Origin of the sequence: Streptomyces sp. MH60 (assembly GCF_002939385.1) — a bacterium.
Classification (GTDB): Bacteria; Actinomycetota; Actinomycetes; order Streptomycetales; family Streptomycetaceae; genus Streptomyces.
Genome location: NZ_MULI01000002.1, coordinates 21,108 through 44,019, shown reverse-complemented (window position 1 = coordinate 44,019; position 22,912 = coordinate 21,108). Strand labels below are relative to the sequence as shown.

The following is a 22,912-nucleotide window of genomic DNA, read 5'->3' as shown; positions in this document are numbered from 1 at the left end:
GAGCGCTCCGCGGAGACGCTCGCAGTGGCGGTGCCGAACCACCGCGCAAGCAATCCGCGAATGGAGACCTCAGCAATGACTCTTGGGATTCGACTGGACGGACGGACGGCACTGGTGACGGGAGGCGGCAGCGGTCTCGGCCTCGCCATGGCCGAGGCCCTGCACGCACAGGGCGCCGCGGTGGCCGTACTGGGGCGCACCAAGGCGAAGCTGGACGCCGCCGAGCGGCAGATCGCGGCGGTCGGCGACGGCCGCGTGCGTTCCGTGGTCGCCGACGTCAACGAGGACGACGCGGTGGCCGACGCGCTGCGCCAGGTGCAGGAGTGGCAGGGCCGGCTGGACATCGTGATCAACTGCGCGGCACCGCTGCTGGCCGTGAGCCCGCTGGCGGAAGCGGACGAGGCGGTCGTGAGCGAGGCGCTCAACGCCAAGACCGTCGGTTACCACCGGGTCGCCCGCGCCGCGCTGCCCCTCATCGAGAAGGGCGGCACGGGGCGCATCATCAACGTCGCGGGCATGGCGGCGCACGTGCTCGTTCCCAACATCGGTGTCGCCGCGGTGGTGAACGGTGCCGTCGTCGCCCTGACCAGCTACCTTGCCGCCGAGGCGGCCCCCCACGGTGTCCTCGTGAACGGCATCTCGCCGGGCATGACCCTGACCCAGGTCTGGCACGACCGGCACGCGGCCACCGCGAAGGCGAAGAACATCACGCCGGAGCAGGTGCGGGACGGGATGGTCGAGAACCTCGGTATCCGGCTGGGCCGCTGGGGCCGCCCCGAGGAGATCGCGGCCGCCGCCCTGTTCCTGGCCTCGGACCTCTCCTCGTACGTGACCGGCCAGACCCTCCAGGTCGACGGCGGGCTCGGCAAGTCCGTCATCTGACGGCCGGTAAGTGGCGAGTGAGGAGCTTCGTGTGACACACGTGTCGATTGCCGGTCTCGGCAACATGGGCCGCGGCATGGCCCGCCGCCTGCTCACGGAAGGGCATGGGGTGACGGTCTGGAACCGCTCGCCCGAGGCCGTCGACGAACTCGTGGCGCTGGGTGCCGAGCGCGCCGGCACCGTCGCCGAGTTGTTCGCCGCCGGGCCGGTGCTGTCGGTGCTGTCCGACGACACCGCCGTGGCCGAGGTGTTCGACGAGTCGGTGCTGGCCCAGGCGGGGCCGGACGCCGTCCATGTCGGGATGTCGACCATCTCGGTCGACGCCGGTCGCGCCCTGGCCGAGCGTCACATGGTGGCCGGGGTCCGCTATCTGGCGGTCCCGGTGCTGGGGCGGCCGTCGGTGGCGGAGGCGGGGCAGCTCAATCTCCTCGCCGCCGGGGACAGCGCTCTGATCGAGTCGCTGCGGCCTGTGTTCTCCTCGCTCGGCCGGCGCACCTGGCAGGTGGGCGACCGGCCGTGGCAGGCCAACGTCGTCAAGATCACCACGAACCTCCTGATCATCCACGCGCTGGAGGCGATGGCGGAGGGCTTCACTCTGGCGGAGCGGCACGGAGTCGACGCGCACGACCTGCACGAGCTGATCGTCGGGACCGTGTTCCCTGGTGCGGTGTACGAGGGCTACGGCAGGGCGATGGCGGACCGCGTGTACCTGCCCGCCGGCTTCCGCACCGCGCTCGGCAGCAAGGACCTGTCTCTGGCCGGGGCCGCGGCCGCGTCGGCCGGACTGGAGCTGCCCACGCTGTCCGCGCTGCGCGAGACCTTCGAAACGGCCGTCGGCCGGGGCATGGCCGACCACGACTGGGCGTCCATCGCCGAAGTGCTGCGCGGGGACTGACCCCCGCGGCTCCATCCACCACCCCCGTCCGACCCGTGCGCGCAGACCCGTGCGGGCCGGACCCCATCTGATACGAGGAGGGTGCTGACATGGCACTCGTACCGTTGGTTCCCAAGGCACGCGTGGACGCGGCCGATCTCCCCCTGATCGAGGCGGGCGAGGAGTCGTTCGGCACGCTGCTCAACACCTGGCTGGCCATCGCCAACTGTCCCGGGATGTTCTCGACGTACCTGCCCTTCATCCGCTCGGTGACCGGTCCCGGTGCGTTGGACGGGCGCGTCAAGGAACTCACCGCCGTCTACGTGTCGTTGCTGAACCACTGCCGGTACTCGGCGAGTCACCGCTGCTACTCCGCCCTGCGCAAGGGCATCACCGAGGCCGACCTGGAGCGGCTGGCGGCCGGGGACTTCGCCTCGTTCTCCGGCATCGAGCAGCTCGCCCTGCGGTTCACTCGTGCGCTGACGCTCGACATACCGGTGACCGGCAGGGACGCCGGTGTGACCGGCGTCGATCCCGAGTTGCTGGCACAGGTGCGGGACGCCTTCGAGCCTCCGGCTCTGGTGGAGTTCGTCATGTCCGTCAGCCTCTGGAACGCCCTCACCCGCTTCCACCGGGTGATGGACCTCGATCTCGACCTCGGCGAGCCGCCGGCCGCGGTGGACGCCGCCGTCTGAGCACGTGCGGACCCGTCTCCCGGCCGAGCGAGACGGCGGCGTACGCCGGACTGTCATCCGTGCGCCACGGTCGCGCCGTCGATGAGCCGACGGGCCGCGGCATCGGTCCGTGCGACGTCGTGGGTCACCAGACGGTCCTGGCACAGCCCACGCAGCCCGGAGACGAGCAGTGTGGCGCCGGCCCGTGCCTGCTCCGGCGGGTGACCCAGCCGGATGTAGGCGGCGGCGATCGGGGCGACCATCGTCTCGACGGTGTCGGCGGCGAGGTCGCCGTACTGCCGCGGATCCGTCGTGGCCAGGCTCAGCAGTTGCAGCAGCATGCGCACCGCGCCGGCCTGCTCCCCAGCGGTCATCGTCTCCCACAGGGCGTGTGCGGCCCGCCGGAGGCCGGCGTGGTCATGGACGTCCTCGAACATCGCGTGGGCGTCGGGACGGTTCGCGAGCAGTGCCTGCGCCAGCAGGTTCTCCCGGCTGCCGAAGTAGTACAGGAGCATGCGCTTGGTGGTGCCGACGGCCTCGGCGAGCGGGCTCAACGACATCTGCGCGACACCGTGCTGTTGCAGATGGGACACCACCTGCTGCAGCAGTTCGGTTCGTTTGGCGACATTGACGGGGCGGGGCATGGCTTTGACTGTACCGGTCGGTACGCGTAAGGTCCCCACGTATTAGTGATCCGATCGGTTCATTAATGGACCGACGCTACGGCGACGGCCGAGCGCGGAGTACGTGGAGGGGCGTCATGGAACTGGCCGCACTGCCGGGGACGATCACGGAGCGCGGGGCAGGAGGGCCCGCAGGCGCGATGCCGCGGAGATCCGGTCGCGGGCAGGTCGGCGGCATGCGGGTGGTGGGGCTGTGAAGCACCGGATGGAGGGCCCCCGGGGCGTATCGCGGGCCAAGCATCTGGCCGAGATGCTGATGTTCCCGACCGTGCTCTTCCTCGGCCTCCTGTTCTGCTTCTCGGCCGCCTTTCACGCCCCCCAGCCGCACCACACGAAGGTCGTCGTGGCCCAGCCGGCCCTGGAACGCCAGGTCGACACCGCGCTGCGGCACGAACATCCCGGCGGCTACGACGTCACCGCCGTGGCGGACGCCCGTGAGGCCCGACAGGCGGTGCTGGAACGAGACGCGGTGGCGGGTTACGCCGTCGAGGGGACACACAGCGTGCTCTACATGGCGCAGGCCAACGGCATGTCCCTGGAGCAGGCCCTGACCCAGGGGTTCACCCGGCTCTCGGCCCACGACCACCAGAAGCTCACGGTGGAGGACGTGGCGCCCACCGTGCGCGAGGACCGGAACGGCACGACTCTGGTCTATCTCGGAGTCGCGTGGAGCGTCCCCGGTTACATCCTCGCGACGACCCTGCTGCGGGCGGTGACCTTCAACCGCCGCAGGAAGCTGATCACGATCGCGGGTGTCTCGGCGCTGTTCGGCACCGTGGGGTACCTCGTCGGCGTCTGGCTGGACTACCTTCCGAACGAGCCCTCGGCCCTGGTGATCGGTTGTCTGCTCACCGCTGCCGTGGCCACGTTCTCCGCGGGGGTCGCGCCCTTCACCAAGCAGTTCTTCCCCCTGGTGGGCATGGGCCTGTTCATCGTGTTGAGCGTCCCCACCAGCGGCGTGGCGCCCATCCCCCTGCTGCCCACGTTCTTCCAGGACCTGCACCTCTTCATGCCGCTCGGCAACGCGGTGGACGCCCTGAAGGGTGTCCTGTACTTCGACGGCGCGGGCGTCCTGAGGCCGGTCCTCGTGCTGTGCGCATGGGTGGCGGCGGGTCTCGCCCTGCTGGGTCTCGACGCGTGGCGGCACCACCGCGAGGCGGCGCGCGGCGCGGCGGACGACGACGAGGAGGACGTTCCCGAGCCGCCTGTGGAGGACCCGTCCCTGGAGGCGCCCACGCCGACCGCGCTGCCGGTCCACCGCCACCACCACTTCGGCGAGGCGCTCCCGATGCTGGAGGGCAGCGTCCATGACGTCGACCACCGGCCCGTCCACCACGCCGCCGTGACCGTGATGGACACCCGGGGGCACCAACTGGTGCGGACCGCGACGAACGGCCAGGGCGAGTACGCCGTGACCGGCCTGCCCGAGGGATACATCACCGTGGTGGTCTCCTGCGCCGGCCGGAGCCCCGTCGTGCACCAGAAACTTCTGCAGTCGGGTGTGGCCGTCCGGGCCGACTTCCTCCTGGACACCCGCTCCCCCCGGCCGCCGTCCCCCTTGATGCCGCAGCACTGAAACGGACACCTCCTCCCGGCTTCCGGGCACAGCTGGGGCCGTCGCCCAGGTCGACGACGGCCGGGAGCGGGCGGCGGTCGACCGGGAGGCCAACGCCGACGTCCCCGCCGGCATGCGGGCACTGGCCGAACGGATCACCGACGCGGGACTCCGACGGCGGCGCTGGGCGCCCTCTCCTCCCGGCCCTCGCGGAGGGCACGGCGACACCCACGTGGTCGGCCCCGCCGGGCGGGCCGGCGCGACGCCCGTGCCGCCGTGGGCCGCGCCGCGATTTCCTGTGACTTAACACCCTGCCCACCACACTCGGGCCCGCCAACGGCAGACCGGGGCAGCACCTCACAGGAGTCTCAACTCAGCGCGCAGACAAGGAGCAGCGGACTCGGCCCTGACCACGACTCCGCCTGGTCACCGAACGGCCCCTCGTCACCGGGACCACCGGGACGGCCCTTTCGAGCCCGACCTCCAGGAGCACATGATGACGCAGTCGCCATCCTCAACCGAGTCGGCGGACACAGCGGCCCCGGAAGCGAGGTCTCCTCGTTGGTACCGCTCCCTCTCGCGGGAGCACCGGCCCGTGTTCTGGGCCGGGTTCGCGGGTTGGGGTCTGGACGCCTTCGACTTCAACACCCTTCCGCTGGCGTTGGGGGCCATCGCCACGGCCTTCTCCCTCAGCTCCACGGAGTCGGGCTGGATCATGACGGTGACCCTGCTGGCCTCGGCGGTCGGCGGGGCCCTGGCGGGACTGCTGTCGGACCGGCTGGGCCGGGTGCGGGTCCTGATGATCACCATCGCGACCTTCGCGGTGTTCACCGCGCTGTCCGGCCTGTCCCAGAACTACGAACAGATGCTGGTGTTCAAGGGCTTTCAGGGTCTCGGATTCGGCGGTGAGTTCGCGGCCGGTGCTGTACTGATCGCCGAGGTGGCCCCCGCCGAGCAGCGCGGCCGACTTCTGGGCTATGTCCACAGTTCCTGGGCGATCGGGTGGGGTTGTGCCGTTCTCGCCTACACCTTGATCTTCAGTTACGCCGGGCCGGATGCCTGGCGCTACCTGTTCTTCCTCGGGATCCTGCCGGCCTTCGCGCTGCTGTTCGTGCGGCGCAACGTGAAGGACTCCGACGCGTCGAAGGAGAACCGCCGGCGGGCCGCCGGGCGGACCACGTCACTCTGGAGCGGACTCGCCGCCCTGTTCCACCGCGACCTGCGGCGCACCACGCTGCTCGCGGTTCTGGTCGGGATCGGTGTGCAGGGCGGGTACTTCGCCGTGTTCACCTGGCTGCCGTCCTATCTGCACACGGAGCGCGGGCTGACGGTCGTCGGGACCGGTGGCTACCTCTCCGTCGTCATCGCCGGCTGCTTCCTCGGCTACGTCTGTGCCGGACACCTGCACGACTGGATCGGCCGCCGGCCCACGTTCATCCTGTTCTCGGTCAGCGGGGTGGTGTGCGTCGTGGCGTACACCTGGATACCGCAGGGGGCCAACAGTCTGCTGCTGGTGCTGGGCGTGCCATTGGGAGTGGCGGCGTGCGGGTCCCTGGCCGGGACGGGCGTGTTCTTCAGCGAGTTGTTCCCCAGCCGGGTGCGCGGCACGGGAGTCGGTGTCGTCCACAACTTCGGCCGCGGAGTCGCCGCGTTCTTCCCCTCCCTGGTCGGGGCGTTGTCCTCCACGTTCGGGCTGAAGGCGGCGATGGGGGTCGGGGCTCTCGGATACGTGCTGGTGATCATCGGGGTGCTGGGGCTCCCGGAGACCAAGGGCCGGCAGATCGCATAGCGCCTGTCCGTGGCGCGGTCCGCCTGCCGTCGCGACGGTCGGCGGACCGCGCCGCGAGCGTACCCCGGGGGCTCCTGGTCCCCGAAGGGAAGCACGTCCAGGTCCCCGGCGAACTCCCCGATGTCCGGGAACATCAGCCCGAGGGTGTCGAGGGATGCGTCGTCGCGCGCCTCCGCGCCATGAACATCCGGCTCGGACCAGATGCGCTTTCCCATGGCGGTGTAGTGGTGCCCTGGTGACCTGGCCCCCGGAGAGCGGGATGACGTCGTACCAGTCGCCCCTCGCACGCCCGTGCCCTGACCCGGGGTGGTAGCGGGCCGCCGCGGTGCGGGCCCCCGCGGTGCGGGCCGGGACGGTGGGCGGATCTCGCGGGGGCAGCGCTCGCTGAAGTTCGCGAGAACGGGTGTGATCGGCGTCGTAGAGCCCCGCTCGTTCCAGGGACCGGTCAATCAGTGCGCCGATGGTGGTCAGCAGGGTGCGTTCGTCCCCCCGCCGGCGGCCGTGTTGAGGTGGGACTGCGAGTCGCGCAGGGTCGGCAGCGCCCCACCCACGGCGTAGTACCTCTGCCCGGCGACGATGAGGTCCTCGGCGGGGAACTTCGTGATCACCTTGCAGCCGTCGGCGGTGACCACGACCTCCTCCTCGATACGTGCCGCACCCACACCGTCCGCCGCGGGCCAGTAGGTCTCCAGGGCGAACACCATGCCCTCCTGCAGCACTTCGGGGTGTTCGAGCGAGACCAGCCGGGAGAAGATCGGCTTCTCCCAGATGGACAGGCCGACGCCGTGGCCGTACTGGAGGGCGAACGCCGCCTCCTCGTCGGGGAAGCCGAACTCCTGCGCCGTGGGCCACACCGAGACGATGTCGGCAGTGGTGGCTCCGGGGCGTACCAGTGCGATCGCCCGGTCCATGTACTCCCGGGCCCGCTTGTAGGCGTCGTGCTGAGCCCGGCTCGCGGAGCCGACCGCGAAGGTGCGGTAGTAGCAGGTGCGGTAACCGTTGAAGCTGTGCAGGATGTCGAAGAAGGCCGGGTCGCCGGGGCGGATGAGCCGGTCGGAGAAGACGTGGGGATGGGGCGAGCACCGTTCACCGCTGATGGCGTTTACGCCTTCGACGTATTCGGAGCCGAGGTCGTAGAGCGTCTTGGCGACCAGGCCGACGCACTCGTTCTCCCGCACGCCCGGGCGGAGGAACCGGTAGAGCTCGTCGTAGGCGGCGTCGACCATGGAGGCGGCCTGGGTCAGCAGGGCGATCTCGTCGTGGCTCTTGATCCGCCGGGCCTCCATGAATATCTGCTGGCCGTCGACGACGTCGATGCCCTCGTCGCGCAGCGCGAAGAGGACGGGAAGCTCGATGACGTCCACGCCGAGCGGCTCGTTCGCCAGACCGTACTTCTCCAGCTCCCTCTTGATCTTGCGGGCCACCGAACGGGCGATCTCCGCGTCGGGACTGATGGCCCCGCGGAGGGTGGATATGCCGGCCCTGGCACCGGACTCGGCACGCGGCCGCGCCGCACCGTGGTGCGGCGCGTGCGGGTCCGCGTCGGCCTCGGCCGTGGTCTCCGACAGCCAGGGGTTGTACAGCTGGTGGTGCTTGGCGGCGGAGCCGAAGTCCCATGAGATCGGGTCGGTCCTCCGGGTGAGCAGACTGAAGCGGATGAGCTTGTCCATCGCCCACGTGCCGATGTGTGTGGCGGTCATGTACCGGATGTTGGAGAAGTCGAAGGCCAGTACGGCCCCGCAGTCCGAAGCGTCGAGCTGCGCCTTGAGCCGCGCCAGTCGGTCACCGCGCAGGCGCGTGTAGTCGATCCTCTCCTCCCAGTCGACCGCGTTGGTTCCCGTGCTGGCCACGCTGCTGATCATGTGGAACTCTCCTTGCTGACGGGTCCGTTCAACCACATTCACACTGTGTGTTGGTACTGAACATTACGAGGCGTGAAAACTCACCGCAAGACTGAGTCGCGATGCTTCTCCGGCGCCGCTCTGCACGGCAACGCAACACGTTATGACGGATGACATCGACGATTTCCTCGCCTGGGCCAACCTTGACAGCGAAGCTGACGGCACTGACTGTGTTATGCGCCACTGAACAAAGTAGGGGAGCGCACTACGGACCGGCGGGGGCCTGCCGAAGAAGGGCATCATGCGCTGTCTGAAACGTCATGTCGCCCGCGAGCCCTACCGCGGAGGTCACTCCACCCGACGCGCAACGGCCGCAACACCGCCCGGAGCGACCTCGACGATGGCCGGCGGGTCCGGGCCGCGGGTGCGGCCCGGACCGTCGAGTCACACCAGCAGCCGGTAGGGCCGGGCGACGGCGTCCACCAGGGCGTCGAGCCACCGCGCCGCGAGCGCACCGTCCACGGCACGGTGGTCGACGGAGAGCACGAGGGACAGGGACGAGGCGGCGACGACCTCGGCCTCGCGCACCACGGGCACGGATCGGATCGCGCCCACGGCGAGGATCATCGACTGCGGAGGGTTGATGATGGCGGAGAACTCGTCGACCCCGTGCATGCCGAGATTGGTGACGGTGATCGACCCGCCCTCCAGGTCCCGCTGCCGCAACGCCCCCTCCTCCGCCGCGCGGACGAACCGGCGCACCTCTGCGGAGACCAAACCGACCGACTTCTCTCCGACGCCGCGCAGCACCGGCGTCACCAGCCCGCGCTCGGAGGCGATCGCGACCGCGACGTCGGCCGACTCGTAGTGGAGCAGCGCGTCCTCGGTCCACACCACGTTGGCCTGCGGTACAGCGGTGTGCGCTGCGGCGACGGCCTTGACCAGCAGGTCGTTGACCGAGATCCGCACGTCCGCACCGGCATTGAGGTCCGCACGCAGCCGCAGCAACGCGTCCACCTCGACCGACCTCTTGAGGTAGAAGTGGGGCACCTCGCGCTTGCTCTGCGTGAGCCTGATCGCGATGGCGCGGCGCAGTCGGCTGTGCGGTGTGACCTGGGCCGGTTCACCGAACCCCAGGGGCAGTTGTGCACCTGTGTCACCGGCTGCCACCGCGGGCGTCGGTGGCGCGGGCGGTGCCGACGCCTGCGCCGCCCGTTGGACTGCCTCTTCGGCGTCGCGCCGGACGACGCGTCCGCCCGGCCCACTGCCGGTCACCGTGGCGATGTCGATGCCGGCGGTGCGCAGCAGTCGGCGTGCGAGCGGGCTGGCGAAACGACGGCCGCCGGAGAAGGCCGTGCCGGGCTCCTGCGGGCCCGCCGGTTCCGGCGCCTCAGCGGGTGACACGGACGAGACGTCCGCGGGCGGCGCGTCCTGGGCAGGAGGCGCCTCGGGGCCGGCCTCCTCGGGGGTGCCGACGGCTTCGACACCCAGCCCGGCCAGGACGGCGTCCAGGTCGGAGTCCCGTTCAGCGTGGGTGCCCAGCAGCGCCATCGGCGCGCCGACAGGGACCCGTGTGCCCGGTCGCACCAGGGTGCGCAGCAGCACCGTCTCCGTTTCCGCCTCCACCTCGACCTGCGCCTTGTCGGTCTCGACGACCGCGAGCGGGGCGCCCGCGGTGAGTTCCGCGCCCTCGGGCACCAGCCATTCACCCATGATCACGTCGGTGGCTCCGGCCGCGACCTCGGGAACACGCATGAGTTCAGCCATGATCTCCACCTCAGGCGTTCTTGACGGCTCGCAGAGCCGCTACCACTTCGTCGGTTCGGGCGACGGCGGCCCGTTCCAGGACCTTGCTGATGCTCGGGGCCGCCTCCCCTCCGGTGACCCGCTGCACGGGGGCGTCGAGCCAGTCGAACAGGCGCCGGGCGATCTCGTCGGCCAGCCAGGCTCCGTACGAGGTACCTCGCGCGCCCTGTTCGACGACGAGGACACGGTTCGTACGGCGCACGCTCTTCTCGATCGTCGTCCAGTCCAGGGAGGCGCGGTCGAGCCACCGCAGGTCGATGAGGTCGGCCTGCACGTCGGTGACGACGTCCAGCGCCTCCAGGCAGTGGCCGACCATGCTCAGGTAGGAGATGACGGTGACGTCGTCGCCGTGGCGCCGCACGGCCGCGCGGCCGACCGGCAGCGCGTAGTCCAGGTCGCCGGCCGGCACCCGGCACGAGGTCGGGTACAGGTCGACGTGCTCGAGGACCACGACCGGGTCGTCGCAGGCGAGCGCCGTGTTCATGAGGCCGATGTAGTCGGCCGGGTCCGAAGGCGCCACGATCCTCAGCCCGGGAGCGGTGGCGAGGATCCCGGCCGGGTCCATGGAGTGCTGCGAGCCGTACCCGGCCCCGGCGGCGAGCTTGCTGCGCAGTACGAAGGGCACGGCGGTGGTGCCGCCGAACATGTGCCGGGCCTTGGCGACCTGGTTGAACAGTTGGTCCGCCGCGACCCACATGAAGTCGGCGTACATGAACTCCACGACGGGCCGGTAGCGTCCGTCGATCGCCATCCCGGCCGCCAGGCCGGTGAACGCGTTCTCGCTGATCGGGGTGCCCAGCACCCGCTCGGGGAAGCGCTGCAGGGGCGTCTTGGTCGCCCCGTTGGTCCCGCCGTTGAGCCGGTGGACGTCCTCACCGAGGACCACGATGCGGTCGTCCTGTTCCATACGCCTGGCCAGTACGGCGGAGACGGCGTCGATGAAGCGCATCTCCTCCTTCTCCCCCGCCGGTTCGTCCGTGGCGTATCGGAGCCCCTGCAGCTCGGAGAGCTCTCCGCGTACGCCGACGTCGACGAAGGCGGTGTCCGGCCACAGGTCCCCGATGATGCGCCTCTCCCCGGGCTTGCCGCCGGACACGGATTCGAGGAAGGAGTCGCCGATCTCCGCCATGGTGTCGGCGGCCCGTGTCCGCAGCCCGCTCACCTCCTCCTCGGTGAGCAGTCCGGCCTCGATCGCGTGGGTCTGCAGCCGGGTGAGCGGGTCCCGGTCGCGCCACTCCTTCTCCTCGGCCTTGCTGCGGTACCCGAAGGCGCTGCCGGGGAAGGGGCCGTTCTGGTGGAAGTAGCGGTAGACCTCGGCCTCGACGACGGTCGGACCGTTGCCCGCCCGCATATGTGCGACGGCCTCCGCCATCGCCGCGCGTACGGCGAGGGGGTCCATGCCGTCCACCCGCCAGGACGGGATGCCGAAGCCCGGACCGCGGGCCGACAGCCGGGGCTCCGCGGTCACGTCCGCGACGTGGGTGGAGACGGCGTAGAGGTTGTTCTCCACGAAGAAGCACAGCGGCAGCTTCCAGGCCGCGGCGAGGTTGAACGTCTCCAGCACCGAGCCGATGTTCACGGCGCCGTCGCCGAAGTAGGTGACGGTGACCGCGTCGGTGCCTGCCTGGCGCTGGTTCCAGGCGAATCCCGCGGCCTGGGGCACCCCGCCGCCGACGATCGCGTTGGTTCCCATCGCGCCGGCCTGCCGCCACATCAGGTGCATCGAGCCACCGCGGCCCCGGCTCCAGCCCTGGTCCAGTCCGCAGATCTCCGCGAGGGTGCGCCGCAGCACGTCCACGACCTCGCCGGTCAGTTCGGGCAGGCCGGTCCCCGGTGCGACGACGTGGCCGAACGCCTTGGCGAGGAACTGGTGGTGGCCGCGGTGGGATCCGTTGACGAAGTCGTCGGAGCGCAGGTCCAGCAGGGAGCCGACGGCGCCGCCCTCCTGGCCGATGCTGGAGTGCGCGGGGCCGTGCACGAGGCCCTTGGCGGCGAGTTCCAGGACGTACTCCTCGAAGGTCCGCACCCACTGGGTGAAGGCCAGCATGCGAAGCACCACGTCCGGGTCGGCTTGTTTCCGGTCCGCTGCGGTGAGGCTCAGTTCAACCCACGGTTGCGCCGCGGAGAGCTTGGAATGTTTGGCCACGATCAGCCCCTCTCGTCTCAATGAATCCACTACGGGCGTCCCAGGGCTGAGGTTTCAGGGGTTCCCGATGGGTGGAGTTCGGCTAATGTAGGGGCACGATTGGATCCAATGCAACAGGTAAGCGTGAGCCGTCCTCTCCTCTGTCCGGGGTCCGCCGGTTCGAGGTCTTCGCCTACGAGGCCTCCGCAGCCGGTTCGGTGCCGCCGCTCAACAGCGCTGCCGGAGGCCACCGTCTGGCGTTCTCGTTCTACGGGTACGACCTCGACGAGGCGTCATCTGCCTGGGGACGCACGGGACCGACCTGGCGGGAGCGCCCACGGCCAAGATGGAGTCGTGTCATGATGGATCCAATCAAGCCAGGCCGCCGTGCATCAAGGAGAACCTCATGCCGATCGCCACTGTCAATCCGGCCACCGGTGAGCTGGTCCGGTCCTTCCCCTCAATGAGCCCGGAGGAGGTGGAGGAGCGGCTGGCGCTGAGCGTCGAAGCGGCTCGGGAGATGAGGAGGACCACCTTCGCCCAGCGGGCCGCGTGGATGCGTACCGCCGCCGATCTGGTGACGGACGAGTCACGGGACACCGCCGGCCTGCTGACCGAGGAGATGGGCAAGCCGATCACGCAGGCCCGCGCCGAGGTCCTCAAGAGTGGCCGCACGATGCGCTACTACGCCGACCACGCCGAGGAGATGCTCGCCGACCAGCCACTGGGCGATCCCGCGGCGGTCGGTGCTTCGGCCGCCTTCACACGCTACGAGCCGTTGGGAGCCGTCCTCGCGGTGATGCCGTGGAACTTCCCGATGTGGCAGGTGATCCGCTTTGCCGCACCCGCTCTGATGGCGGGCAACGTCGGACTGCTGAAGCACGCCTCCAACGTGCCGCAGACGGCCCTCTACCTGGACGATCTGTTCGCTCGTGCCGGCTTTCCGAGGGGCGCCTTCCAGGCCCTGCTGATCGGCTCGTCGGAGGTGGAGCGGATCGTCCGGGACCGGCGGGTGGCCGCCGTCACGCTCACCGGTTCCGAGCCGGCGGGGCGTGCCGTCGCAGCCGTGGCCGGATCCGAGGTGAAGAAGACCGTGCTGGAACTCGGCGGTTCCGACCCCTTCGTGGTGCTGCCCAGCGCGGACGTCCAGGCTGCTGCGCGCACCGCTGTCGCGGCGCGCACGGTGAACAACGGGCAGTCCTGCGTCGCCGCCAAGCGCTTCATCGTCCACACCGACGTCTACGACGCCTTCGTCCAGGCGTTCGTCGAGGGTACGAAGGCACTGGTGGTGGGCGCTCCGATGGAGGAAGCGACGGACGTCGGACCGCTCGCTACCGAGACGGGCCGCAGGGAACTGGTCGAGCTGGTGGAGGACGCCGTCTCGCTCGGAGCGCGGCTGCGGTGCGGTGGCGCTGCGACCGAGGGGCTGGGCTGGTTCTTCGAGCCCGCCGTGCTGGAGAACGTCACGCCCGAGATGCGGCTGTACCGGGAAGAGGCGTTCGGGCCGGTGGCGGTCGTCCTCCGAGTCGCTGATGTGGAGGAGGCCGTGTCGGTGGCCAATGACACGGCGTTCGGGCTGAGTTCCTCGGTGTGGACCACGGATCCGGAAGAGGAGCGTCTCCTCGTCGAACGCCTGGATGCCGGTGCGGTCTTCGTCAACGGGATGACCGTGTCCCACCCCGAACTGCCCTTCGGCGGCACCAAGAACTCCGGTATCGGCCGGGAACTGGCCACCGAAGGGCTGCGCGAGTTCTGCAACCTCAAGACCGTCTGGAGGGGCTGATGGCGACGATCGGCTTCGTCGGGCCGGGATCGACGGGGTCGGCGATCGCGGGCCGACTGGTCTCAGCGGGTCACGACGTCGTGGCGTGGAACCGGTCCGTCGAGCCGCTCACGGAGTCGGTGAAGCCGGGGCGCGTGCGGCCGCCTCGGTGACCGAGGCACTCGCGGCGCCGGTGCCGTTCTCGATAGTGCCGTGCGTCGGCCACTGTGGGCCGAACGGCGACGACACCCACCCGGTGCGTTCAGGTGCGCAGGGAGGGCAGGTGCGTGACGTCGGGTGCGGGGGCGGCTGCCGTGTGGGCCCGCTCGTCACTCCGTCCGCCGACGACGAACCACACGGCTTCGACGGGCGCGTCGGACTCGTTGCTCAGGCGGTGGGGCGTCATGGAGTCGAACGTGACCGAGTCTCCCTCGGTCAGGTCGTAGGTCTCGAAGCCGATCTGGACACGGATCCGGCCGGACAGGATCAACGCGTACTCGCGGCCGCCGTGCCGCATCATGTCGTCGGGGGCGCACGAGGCGCTACCGGGCTCGTAGCGCACGTGCAGGAAGTCCACCCATGGGTCCGCCGCCTGCGTCAGCCGCTCCCAGACCACTCCCGGGAACCGGATCCGTGCTCGGTCCCCGACGTGCAGCACCGGACCGTCCACTGCTCCGAACCGGCTCACCACGGCACTCGGACCGCCCGGGGCCGACGAGTCCGGTTCGGCTGCCGGCGGGGCGGGCCGAGCCGCTCCCGGCGAGCCGGGATCCGCCGACACGAGATGGTCCAGCGACAGGTCGAGGGCCTCCACCAGGGTGTAGAGGGTGCCCACGCTCGCATTGGTCTTGTTCCGTTCGAGCTGGGAGAGGAAGCTCGGGGAGACGCCGATCTGGCGCGCCAGCGCCCGCAGTGACATCCCGCGTGCTTCGCGTGCGGCCCGCACCGCGGGACCGATGCGCTGTCCTGCCGCTCTCGCCGACCGTACTCCGTCGGGGTCCGTTGTGCTGTTCACGCGATCTCCTTCACCCTGACGACCTCGTCGCGGAACGCTGCGTGCCGATCACGCGCCGTCCGGTCCGGCAGATGCGGTGCCCGCCGACAATGTTGAGTGTCACTGTACAGAGGAATACGGCTGGTGAACACCGTGCCCCCGCCGGAGGCCGGGTCCGGCCTTGTCTCTGCCGGAAGTGGCGATGAGGTGAGGTTGTTGCGATGAGTTCCACACGTTGGTGTGGGTTATGTGATGGGCCGTCACAGACTCTGATCCCGAACTGTCGTGGAGAGAGTAGGGACGGAGTGACCTCGTCACTTCGTCGATGACTTCGGTCGATGCTCTCCAAAGGACGCAACATGAATCAGATCAACGTCGCACGCCCGGACGCACCGTTAAGGGACGAAGCAGTTCCGTCGCGCTACGCGCTGAAGGTCGGCGACATCGATGTCACAGTGATCAGCGACGGGGTGCTGGCGATCAACCCCGTGACGCTGGCCACCAACGCCGACAAGGCCGAGCTGTCGGCCTGGCTCAGTGACAACTTCCTGCCGCCCGAGGTGATCGACTACCCGCTGAACGTGTCCGTGGTGCGGAGTGGGGACCGGACCATCCTCATCGACTCCGGGCTGGGTACGGAGTTCCCTGGCTTCCCCCGGGCGGGGCAGTTGGCCATGAGGCTGGACGCCGCAGGGATCGATCCCGCGTCCGTCACCGACGTGGTGCTCACCCACTTGCACATGGACCACATCGGGGGGCTGCTCGTCGAGGGCCTGAGGGGCCGACTGCGCAAGGACCTCCGGGTCCACCTGGCCGCCGCCGAAGCCGAGTTCTGGGAAGCACCCGACTTCTCCCGCACCGCCATGCCGGCGCCGGTGCCCGAGACGCTCGTCACGACCGCCTCGCGGTTCCTGGATGTGTACCGCGGCCAGTTGCGGCCGTTCGAGACCGAGTTCGAGGTGGCGCCGGGCGTGCTGATCGAGCGCACTGGCGGTCACACTCCCGGCCACAGCATCGTCCGCCTGGAGTCGGGCGGAGAGCGGCTGACGTTCGCCGGCGACGCCGTGTTCCAGTGCGGGTTCGACCAGCCCGGCTGGTACAACGGCTTCGAACACGACCCTGAGGAATCGGCTCGGGTCCGGATGCGTCTGCTGAGGGAGATGGCGGCGAGCGGTGAGCACCTGATGGCCAGCCACCTGCCGTTCCCGTCCGTCTGCCACGTGGCGACCGCCGGCAACGCCTTCCGTTTCGTGCCGACGGTCTGGGACTACTGAGCCTCGGCGTCGCTGCCGATTCGGTCAGCGTCGTCCCTGGACGGGGCGGATGCGGGCAGGCTGCGGCGAGCACCGCAGCCTGCCCGCGCCGCCCCGGGCCGCGCGTCCGCCGCGTGTGCAGCCGCCCGTCGGGCGGCCGGGGGCTCTCCCGGTCGACCGCTCGACGGTGCTCTGTGCGAGCGTCGGACACCGGGCGGTGGCCAACGACCGCTCAGGGGGCGGGCGGTGGTGTGGGAGCGCCGCGCGGTGGGGCGATCTTCGCGTACGTCGCCGTCCCCGCAGCCTGCGCGGGAATGACGGCGTCCGCTGCCGCGGGGGCGGCGGTGACGCCGCCGCCCGGGATCCAGCCACGGTCGACGACCTTGGTCTGCATGATCCAGGCACCGGCCAGGATGAGCAGACCGAAGATCAGCATGCCGATCAGACCCACGGTTCCGTCGAGCTTGCCGATGCTGCCGAGCACGGCACCGAACCAGCCGAAGTCGGCGTCGCCGAAGGTCGTGTTGGCCTCTCCGAACGAGCCGAGCGCCTTGAGCAGGATCGCCGGCAGGAACGTGATCAGCAGACCGTTGAGGAAGGAGCCCACCGCGGCGCCGCGGCGTCCGCCGGTGGCGTTGCCGTAGACACCGGCCGCGCCGCCGGTGAAGAAGTGCGGCACCAGGCCGGGCAGCACCAGGGCCAGTCCGAAGGCCGGGTTGAACACCCAGATGAGGGCCGCCAGGCCCGTCAGACCGCCCAGGAAGCTGAAGATGAACCCGATCAGTACGGCGTTCTGCGCGTACGGGAAGACGATCGGGGCGTCCAGGGCCGGCTTGGCACCGGGCACCACACGTCTGGCGATGCCCTGGAAGGCGGGCACCAGTTCACCGAGGATGGTGCGGACGCCGAAGAGGATGACCGCGACGCCGATACCGAACTGCAGGCCCTGCATCACCGACTGCATGATGTAGTTGCCCACGTTGGCCGCCGGGTCACCGCCACCGCCGGCGAACGCCTTGAACGCCGCGTCCTGGCCGACCTTGGCAAGGAACAGCACGGACATCACCAGGTAGATGAGGACCATCGACAGAGCGGTGGCGACCATGGAGTCACGCAGGAAGCGCAGCCCCTCGGGCAGCTTCATCTCCTCCGTGCTGCGGCTGTTCCTGCCCACGAGCTGCCCCGTGGCGCCGGACACGATGTAGCCGGCGGTGCCGAAGTGTCCGATGGCCAATGTGTCGTTGCCGGTGACCTTCTTCGTCCAGGGATGCGCGAAGGCCGGGAGGGCGACCAGCAGGATGCCCAGCAGCACGCCGCCGCCCAGCACCACCGCGACCGAGCCCTGCCCGGCGGTGGCCATGACGATGGTCAGCAGCGTCGCCATGAACAGCATGTGGTGGCCGGTGAGGAACACGTAGCGCAGCGGCGTGAACCGGGCCAGGGCCAGGCTGACCAGGAACCCGAGGATCATCAGCCAGGCCACCCGGGCACCGAACTCGCTCTGCGCGATGCCGACGATGGCCTCGTTGGTCGGAATCACGCCGTGGGTGCCCGTGGTGCCCTGGATCATCCGGCCCAGCGGATCCAGGGACGAGCTGACCAGCCCCGCGCCTGCCCCGACCAGCAGCAGGCCCAGGGTCGCCTTGATGGCGCCGCCGACCGTCTGCCCGACGGACTTCTTCAGAGCGGCCAGGCCCACCGCGGTGATGATGCCGATCAGGTAGGCGGGCTGGCTGAGTATCTCGTTGACGAGAAACTTCGCAATGTCTATGACCCAGTCCATGACAGGTTCTCTCTCGTCACACGTCGTAGGTGTCGCGCAGGACCGCGTCGACCTCGGTGGTGCTGCTGAAGTCGCGGACGACCTTCACGGGGATGCCGACGTCACCCAGCGTTCTGGCTATCTCCTGAGAGGTGAGGATGGCGACGGCTTCCGACGCCTTCCCCTTGGCGGAGATGGTGTCGGTGGCCTCCACCGACACCTGACGGGACCAGCCCCAGCGGTCGAGGACCTGCTCCAGGGTGTTCTTCAGGAACAGACTGGTTCCCACGCCGTTGCCGCAGACGGTGAGGATCTTCTGCTCCGACAGGGCCGGAGCGGCGTCCTTGGCCGAGGCGGCCGGTGAGCCGCCCTGGCCGTCGGCGCCGGTTGGCTCACCCTCCAGCGTCCGCAGCACTTCCTCGGGGCTCGTCGCCTGCTGAAGGGCGCGGACGTTGTCGCCGTCGGCGAGTACCTTCGCCAGCGCCGCCAGCGCCGCCGTGTGCGCTTTCGAGTCGACAGCGGCCAGCGCCACGACGAGTTGCACCGGATCATTGGTCTCGTGACCGAAGGCCACGGGGGAGGCCAGCCTCACCCAGGACATGCCGGTCTTCAGCACCGCCTCGAAGGGGCGGGTGTGGGCCAGAGCGAACCCCGGGGCGATGACGATGTACGGGCCGTTCTCCTCGACGTTCCGTACCATCGCCTCGGTGTACTCGGCCGTACTGATGCCCTCGTCGACCAGCACCTGCCCGGACGCGCGAACGGCGGACCTCCAGTCCTCCGCTTCTACATCGAGCCGGATGCCGTCGACCGACAGAAGGTCGGTGAGTGCGCTCATGACAGTGGAACCTCCTTCGTGGGCGTAGTCGGTCGGTTCCAGCTCATGGCTGTTCCGCCGTTACACCCCTACTTGACCATCCGTGACCTGATATGTGACGCCGGTAAGCTGTGAGGAGCGTCTCGCCGTCCGGAAATAGGGAAACGGCCGACGACCAGGAATGGACGCACCCGTCGAGATACCCAATGATCTCGAACTTTGATTCGATTATCATCTCACCCGTGCATGAGACCCCACCTGTTCGACGACGCGGCCGCTCTCGCCGGGAGCAGCGACGTCGTCGCAGGGCCAGGCGGCGCCGCATAAGGTGGACCGTGACGTCGGTCGTGATCCTTGTCGGCGGCGTCACCACGTATGCCATCACCGGGAGCGACTCCGGTGAGTCGTCCACGTCCGCCCAGGGGAAGGCTCCCTCCCCGTCGGCCGTCTCGGCCCGGGCGAAGGCAGGCGAGGCGCCTGCGGACGCACCAGAGCCGTCGCCGTCGCCCACCTCGACACAGAAGCCGTTCGATCTCCAACCAGCTCTGGCTCCCGTGACCGCGCTCTTCGGCGCCAACCGGATGTCCGTGGCGATGCTGGATGTCGAGAGCGGTGCCATGGCGACGTACGGGCACGACGCCTTCGACACCGCCAGCATCGTGAAGGTGGACATCCTCGCGACCCTGCTGCTTCAAGCGCAGGACGAGGGCCGGAGGTTGAGCACCGAGGAGCGCGCCCAGTCCGCTGCCATGATCCAGAAGAGCGACAACGACTCCACCAGTGCCCTGTGGACCCGCATAGGCAGCGCCTCGGGGCTCGACGCGGCCAACGAACGGCTCGGCCTGTCGCAGACACAGGGTGGTTCAGGGACCGTCTGGGGCATCACCCAAACCACAGCGGAGGATCAGATACGCCTGCTCCAGTCCGTCTTCGGCGACAAGTCGCCCCTGAGCGAGGCGTCGCGGGCCTACATCCAGGACCTGATGCGGCACGTCGTGGGAAGCCAGACCTGGGGCGTGTCCGCGGCAGCCGACTCGGGTACGACCGCATTGAAGAACGGGTGGCTCAAGCGGACTCAGACCAAGAAATGGGACGTCAACAGCATCGGTCGGATAGAGCATGAGGGCCGCGTCTATCTGATGGCGGTACTTCTCAACGGCTGCAGCACCCAGGAAGTCGGCATCAGCATCGTGGAGCAGGCGTCGCGTGCGTCGGCGACGGCGTTCTCCCGGAAGCTCGGGGAGAAGTCCCCTACCTGACGCCCCGGCCAGAACCCGGGACCGTGTCGACGCCTCGACGGGATCGGAGGCAGGCCGCTGCCGGGCTTGAGTCTCCCCCGGGAGAGGGCCCACGCCGGCGGACATGAACAGCAACGATCTCGTCCGGAGAGCGGCTGACCCGCGGCGGTCGGTGCCGTCCGCCGCCCGTCCGGCCGGCCGACCGGGGCCGCGGGTCAGCGGAAGGAGTGACCCGCGACGGGCCCGCACACGTAGTTGCCCGGCTCGGCGGGGTCGTCACTGATCCAGAACTGGATCCACAGCGTGGCGAACTCGGACCGGCCGAGGTGACCGTCGGCATCCTGGTCGAGACGGTCGAACACGTCACCGGTCGCGATCCCCCGCCCGTGCCACAGGTCGATCAGCCTCTGGTGCTCGTTCCTCGAGATGCGGCCGTCACCGTTCTCGTCCACCGCGTCGAAGACCGTGTCGGCGGTGGCGGCCACCGCGTCCCGCATGGTGGGCAGCCGGTCGACCATGGCGAGGAGGTCGTCCATGTCGATTCTGCCGTCGTTGTCCGTGTCGACGGCCTCCGCGAGGTGCTGCCACCATCCCAGCAGCACCTCCTCCACCCGCGCGGCCAGTTCGCCGTCCGCCCGCACGCGGGGCAGCCGGCTCCACCGGGTCGTCAGGGCCGCGAAGTCCGCCTCCTCCAGGCAGCCGTCGCCGTTTGCGTCGAAGGCATCGAACATGTCCTGCAGCTTGGTCCGCTGAAACTCACTGGCCATCACAAGCCTCTTCTCTCGCGGTGCTGAAAGGATGCTGTCCGCGCGCGCCGGTCTCCCAACAGCGTGTGAGAGCGCGAGGTGTCACAGCGGCGCCGCCGAGCGCTCTGCCCGTGCACCGAGCGCCGGTTTGAACGCGTGGCGCGCCCTCCGCCAGGCCACCGGACACCGACCGGTCAGGCAGTGTCGACGCCGGTCAGCACGAGCGGAAGCCGGTCGCTCGCTCCCTCGACGAGCCGGACCGGGATCTTCCAGTCCTTCTGGTGGACGTGGCATGCCGGGTACGGGACGTCCGGGTCGTCGTCGCAGGACGCGGCCGTCGCGGAGACGTGCAGCACGCCCTCGGGCACCGACGGGTCGAGATCGAGGGAGCGGGACAGGTCGGTGCCCGCGCCCTCGCCCGTGCGCAGTAGTTCGGGTGGGGTGGCGGAGACGAGGAGCCGTGTCGCGGGCCCGTAGCGCAGGTCCAGCTTCTGACCGGCGGGCGCCCGGAAGGCCACTTCCAGGCGCAGGGTGCCCGGCGCCGTCTCCGTCGTCTCCCGCCGTACGCTCTCGCCGGCCCCCGCGCCCAGGGCATCCTGCGGCAACCGTAGCCGGGTCAGCCGGTGCCGGGCCGACTCGACGACCAGGATGTCGTCGCCGTCGACCAGGGCGTCACTGGGCTCGCGCAGGTCGGTCGCCAGCGTGCTCACCTCACCGGTGGGCGGTGCGTAGCGGCGGAGGGCGTGGTTGTAGGTGTCGGCGACGACCACCGAGCCGTCCGGCAGGGCCGTGACGCCCAGCGGATGCTGGAGCAGTGCCCGGGCGGCGGGGCCGTCGCGGTGCCCGAAGTCGAAGAGTCCGGTGCCCACCGCCGTGCGGACCGTGCCGTCGAGCTCCACCCAGCGCAGGGCGGAGGTCTCGGAGTCGGCCACCCAGAGCCGGTCCTCCGTCGCGGACAGCCCCGACGGCTGCGCGAACCACGCCTCGGGGCCGGGCCCGTCGACCAGCCCCTCGTTGCCGGTCCCGGCGGTGACGGTGACACTCCCGTCCCGCGGATCGTAGGCCCAGAGCTGGTGCACCCCGGCCATGGCGATCCACACCCGGCCGTTCCACAGGGCGACGTCCCAGGGCGAGGAGAGGCTCACGGCACGGGCGGCTCCGCGGGCGGGCTCGCCCGGTCTCCCCTGCTTGCCGGTCCCGGCCAGGGTGGTGACCTCGCCGGTGACGGGCTCGTACCGGCGCAGGGCGTGGTTCACGGTGTCGGCGACGACGACCGAGCCGTCGCCGAGCAGGGCGAGTCCCTGCGGCTCGCTGAACTCGGCCCTTTCGGCCGGGCCGTCCGTGAAACCCCGTCTCCCGCTTCCGATCCGCCGCACGGGGCTTTCCCCGTCCTCGGCGAGCTCCACCAGCTGGTGCCGGGTGGTGTCACTGACCAGGAAGGTGCCGGAGGGCAGTCGCACGGCCTTGCCGGGGAAACGCAGGGTCGTCGGCTCCGGCTCCGGCGCCACGTACGGGGCGTCGCCGCGCCGCAGGGTGCCCTTGGCCGCGTGCTGGGCCTCCAGTTCCTCGACCAGCCGCAGGATGGCGCGTGCGTGTCCCTCGCCCGGGTACTGGGCGACGACGTAACCCTCGGGATCGATCACGGCGAGGGTGGGCCAGGCGCGTACCGCGTACTGCCCCCACGTGACCCGCTCCGGGTCGTCCAGGACGGGATGCTCGACGCCGTAGCGCTCGACGGCGTCCAGGACGGCCCGGTGTTCGGCCTCGTGCGTGAACTTGGGCGAGTGCACACCCACGATCACCACGGTGTCCCTGTGCCTCTCCTCCAACTCGCGCAGTTCGTCCAGGGCGTGCAGGCAGTTGACGCAGCAGAACGTCCAGAAGTCGAGGACCACGATCCGTCCGCGAAGCGCCGCGAGACTCAGCTCCCGGCCACCGGTGTTGATCCAACCGCCCCTGCCCACCAGTTCGGGGGCGCGGACCCGTGCACGCTTCACCATGGTTCGAGCCAATCACACCGGCCGGGAGTGTGCGACGCCTGCTCGTCCCGAACCAGGCGGGCGGACCAGGCGAAGGCGGTGACCGCCCCGCCGCAGTGCGACCATCCGGCG

General features: G+C 70.0%; 18 protein-coding genes and 1 pseudogene. 9 read left to right on the top strand and 10 right to left on the bottom strand.

The annotated features are described in order from the left end of the window. Positions 1 to 75: 75 nt before the first annotated feature. The 3 genes from BZZ08_RS02120 to BZZ08_RS02110 all read left to right on the top strand — a co-directional run bounded on the left by BZZ08_RS02120 (position 76) and on the right by BZZ08_RS02110 (position 2,451). Complete coding sequence (locus BZZ08_RS02120) at positions 76 to 882, top strand: SDR family NAD(P)-dependent oxidoreductase (RefSeq protein WP_104630397.1); 807 nt, start codon at positions 76 to 78, stop codon at positions 880 to 882. 10 nt (positions 883 to 892) lie between these two features. Further along, positions 893 to 1,777 (top strand): NAD(P)-dependent oxidoreductase, encoded by an 885-nt coding sequence (locus tag BZZ08_RS02115; RefSeq protein ID WP_446750224.1) that lies wholly within the window; start codon positions 893 to 895, stop codon positions 1,775 to 1,777. A gap of 89 nt (positions 1,778 to 1,866) precedes the next feature. Then, positions 1,867 to 2,451 (top strand): carboxymuconolactone decarboxylase family protein, encoded by a 585-nt coding sequence (locus BZZ08_RS02110; RefSeq protein WP_104630395.1) that lies wholly within the window; start codon positions 1,867 to 1,869, stop codon positions 2,449 to 2,451. Between the two features lie 53 nt (positions 2,452 to 2,504). Here BZZ08_RS02110 and BZZ08_RS02105 read toward each other — a convergent pair whose 3' ends face one another. Continuing rightward, complete coding sequence (locus BZZ08_RS02105; protein ID WP_104630394.1) at positions 2,505 to 3,074, bottom strand: TetR/AcrR family transcriptional regulator; 570 nt, start codon at positions 3,072 to 3,074, stop codon at positions 2,505 to 2,507. A gap of 232 nt (positions 3,075 to 3,306) precedes the next feature. On the opposite strand from BZZ08_RS02105, the gene BZZ08_RS02100 reads away from it, so the two are divergent. Together BZZ08_RS02100 and BZZ08_RS02095 are read left to right on the top strand one after the other, a co-directional pair. Further along, positions 3,307 to 4,689 (top strand): carboxypeptidase regulatory-like domain-containing protein, encoded by a 1,383-nt coding sequence (locus BZZ08_RS02100; protein ID WP_241965333.1) that lies wholly within the window; start codon positions 3,307 to 3,309, stop codon positions 4,687 to 4,689. Between the two features lie 574 nt (positions 4,690 to 5,263). Next, positions 5,264 to 6,457 (top strand): MFS transporter, encoded by a 1,194-nt coding sequence (locus BZZ08_RS02095; protein ID WP_241965332.1) that lies wholly within the window; start codon positions 5,264 to 5,266, stop codon positions 6,455 to 6,457. 237 nt (positions 6,458 to 6,694) lie between these two features. On the opposite strand, the pseudogene BZZ08_RS39255 reads toward BZZ08_RS02095, so the two are convergent. The 4 genes and pseudogenes from BZZ08_RS39255 to BZZ08_RS02075 all read right to left on the bottom strand — a co-directional run. After that, positions 6,695 to 6,943 (bottom strand): annotated as a pseudogene (locus BZZ08_RS39255) (hypothetical protein); the annotation flags it as partial. Then, the gene (locus BZZ08_RS02085) at positions 6,925 to 8,319 is read right to left on the bottom strand and encodes a M24 family metallopeptidase (RefSeq protein WP_104630392.1); all 1,395 of its coding nucleotides are present in this window, start codon (positions 8,317 to 8,319) and stop codon (positions 6,925 to 6,927) included. The gene BZZ08_RS02085 and the pseudogene BZZ08_RS39255, both read right to left, overlap by 19 nt. Before the next feature lie 423 nt (positions 8,320 to 8,742). Then, entirely contained in the window at positions 8,743 to 10,065 is a 1,323-nt protein-coding gene (locus BZZ08_RS02080) for a dihydrolipoamide acetyltransferase family protein (protein WP_104630593.1), read from the bottom strand. Between the two features lie 10 nt (positions 10,066 to 10,075). Beyond that, on the bottom strand, positions 10,076 to 12,151 hold the full coding sequence (locus BZZ08_RS02075; RefSeq protein WP_241965331.1) for an alpha-ketoacid dehydrogenase subunit alpha/beta: 2,076 nt from the start codon (positions 12,149 to 12,151) through the stop codon (positions 10,076 to 10,078). A 484-nt stretch (positions 12,152 to 12,635) separates the two neighbouring features. Here BZZ08_RS02075 and BZZ08_RS02070 point away from each other — a divergent pair, with 484 nt between their 5' ends. Both BZZ08_RS02070 and BZZ08_RS40005 read left to right on the top strand, forming a co-directional pair. After that, positions 12,636 to 14,012: an NADP-dependent succinic semialdehyde dehydrogenase gene (locus BZZ08_RS02070; protein WP_104630390.1), complete on the top strand. Its 1,377-nt coding sequence runs from the start codon at positions 12,636 to 12,638 to the stop codon at positions 14,010 to 14,012. Continuing rightward, positions 14,012 to 14,164, top strand: a complete 153-nt coding sequence (locus BZZ08_RS40005; RefSeq protein WP_107490995.1) for an NAD(P)-binding domain-containing protein — start codon at positions 14,012 to 14,014, stop codon at positions 14,162 to 14,164. Before BZZ08_RS02070 ends, BZZ08_RS40005 begins: the two co-directional genes overlap by 1 nt. A gap of 89 nt (positions 14,165 to 14,253) precedes the next feature. Here the strand turns inward: BZZ08_RS40005 and BZZ08_RS02060 are convergent, their stop codons facing one another. Beyond that, entirely contained in the window at positions 14,254 to 15,006 is a 753-nt protein-coding gene (locus BZZ08_RS02060; protein ID WP_198601233.1) for a helix-turn-helix domain-containing protein, read from the bottom strand. A gap of 338 nt (positions 15,007 to 15,344) precedes the next feature. On the opposite strand from BZZ08_RS02060, the gene BZZ08_RS02055 reads away from it, so the two are divergent. Next, positions 15,345 to 16,259, top strand: coding sequence for an MBL fold metallo-hydrolase (locus tag BZZ08_RS02055; protein ID WP_104630388.1), 915 nt, complete (start codon positions 15,345 to 15,347; stop codon positions 16,257 to 16,259). 211 nt (positions 16,260 to 16,470) lie between these two features. On the opposite strand, the gene BZZ08_RS02050 is transcribed toward BZZ08_RS02055, so the two are convergent. Together BZZ08_RS02050 and BZZ08_RS02045 are read right to left on the bottom strand one after the other, a co-directional pair. Then, on the bottom strand, positions 16,471 to 18,021 hold the full coding sequence (locus tag BZZ08_RS02050) for a PTS ascorbate transporter subunit IIC (RefSeq protein ID WP_104630387.1): 1,551 nt from the start codon (positions 18,019 to 18,021) through the stop codon (positions 16,471 to 16,473). 16 nt (positions 18,022 to 18,037) lie between these two features. Beyond that, positions 18,038 to 18,838, bottom strand: a complete 801-nt coding sequence (locus BZZ08_RS02045) for a PTS sugar transporter subunit IIA (RefSeq protein ID WP_104630386.1) — start codon at positions 18,836 to 18,838, stop codon at positions 18,038 to 18,040. Positions 18,839 to 19,059: 221 nt separating this feature from the next. Here BZZ08_RS02045 and BZZ08_RS02040 point away from each other — a divergent pair, with 221 nt between their 5' ends. Beyond that, positions 19,060 to 20,076, top strand: a complete 1,017-nt coding sequence (locus BZZ08_RS02040) for a serine hydrolase (RefSeq protein WP_104630592.1) — start codon at positions 19,060 to 19,062, stop codon at positions 20,074 to 20,076. Positions 20,077 to 20,270: 194 nt separating this feature from the next. Here the strand turns inward: BZZ08_RS02040 and BZZ08_RS02035 are convergent, their stop codons facing one another. Continuing rightward, positions 20,271 to 20,822: an EF-hand domain-containing protein gene (locus BZZ08_RS02035; RefSeq protein ID WP_104630385.1), complete on the bottom strand. Its 552-nt coding sequence runs from the start codon at positions 20,820 to 20,822 to the stop codon at positions 20,271 to 20,273. A gap of 173 nt (positions 20,823 to 20,995) precedes the next feature. Then, a complete protein-coding gene (locus tag BZZ08_RS02030; RefSeq protein WP_104630384.1) occupies positions 20,996 to 22,801 on the bottom strand; it encodes an NHL domain-containing thioredoxin family protein in 1,806 nt (601 codons plus the stop codon). Between the last annotated feature and the right edge of the window lie 111 nt (positions 22,802 to 22,912).

Bases quoted from the DNA above. Each gene is read 5' to 3' on its own strand.
- BZZ08_RS02075 (WP_241965331.1), bottom strand. From the start codon at position 12,151: ATGCTGGCCTTCACCCAGTGGGTGCGGACCTTCGAGGAGTACGTCCTG.
- BZZ08_RS02045 (WP_104630386.1), bottom strand. From the start codon at position 18,838: ATGAGCGCACTCACCGACCTTCTGTCGGTCGACGGCATCCGGCTCGAT.
- BZZ08_RS02120 (WP_104630397.1), top strand. From the start codon at position 76: ATGACTCTTGGGATTCGACTGGACGGACGGACGGCACTGGTGACGGGA.
- BZZ08_RS02055 (WP_104630388.1), top strand. From the start codon at position 15,345: ATGAATCAGATCAACGTCGCACGCCCGGACGCACCGTTAAGGGACGAA.
- BZZ08_RS02070 (WP_104630390.1), top strand. From the start codon at position 12,636: ATGCCGATCGCCACTGTCAATCCGGCCACCGGTGAGCTGGTCCGGTCC.
- BZZ08_RS02050 (WP_104630387.1), bottom strand. From the start codon at position 18,021: ATGGACTGGGTCATAGACATTGCGAAGTTTCTCGTCAACGAGATACTC.
- BZZ08_RS02080 (WP_104630593.1), bottom strand. From the start codon at position 10,065: ATGGCTGAACTCATGCGTGTTCCCGAGGTCGCGGCCGGAGCCACCGAC.
- BZZ08_RS02085 (WP_104630392.1), bottom strand. From the start codon at position 8,319: ATGATCAGCAGCGTGGCCAGCACGGGAACCAACGCGGTCGACTGGGAG.
- BZZ08_RS02035 (WP_104630385.1), bottom strand. From the start codon at position 20,822: ATGGCCAGTGAGTTTCAGCGGACCAAGCTGCAGGACATGTTCGATGCC.
- BZZ08_RS40005 (WP_107490995.1), top strand. From the start codon at position 14,012: ATGGCGACGATCGGCTTCGTCGGGCCGGGATCGACGGGGTCGGCGATC.
- BZZ08_RS02105 (WP_104630394.1), bottom strand. From the start codon at position 3,074: ATGCCCCGCCCCGTCAATGTCGCCAAACGAACCGAACTGCTGCAGCAG.
- BZZ08_RS02110 (WP_104630395.1), top strand. From the start codon at position 1,867: ATGGCACTCGTACCGTTGGTTCCCAAGGCACGCGTGGACGCGGCCGAT.
- BZZ08_RS02030 (WP_104630384.1), bottom strand. From the start codon at position 22,801: ATGGTGAAGCGTGCACGGGTCCGCGCCCCCGAACTGGTGGGCAGGGGC.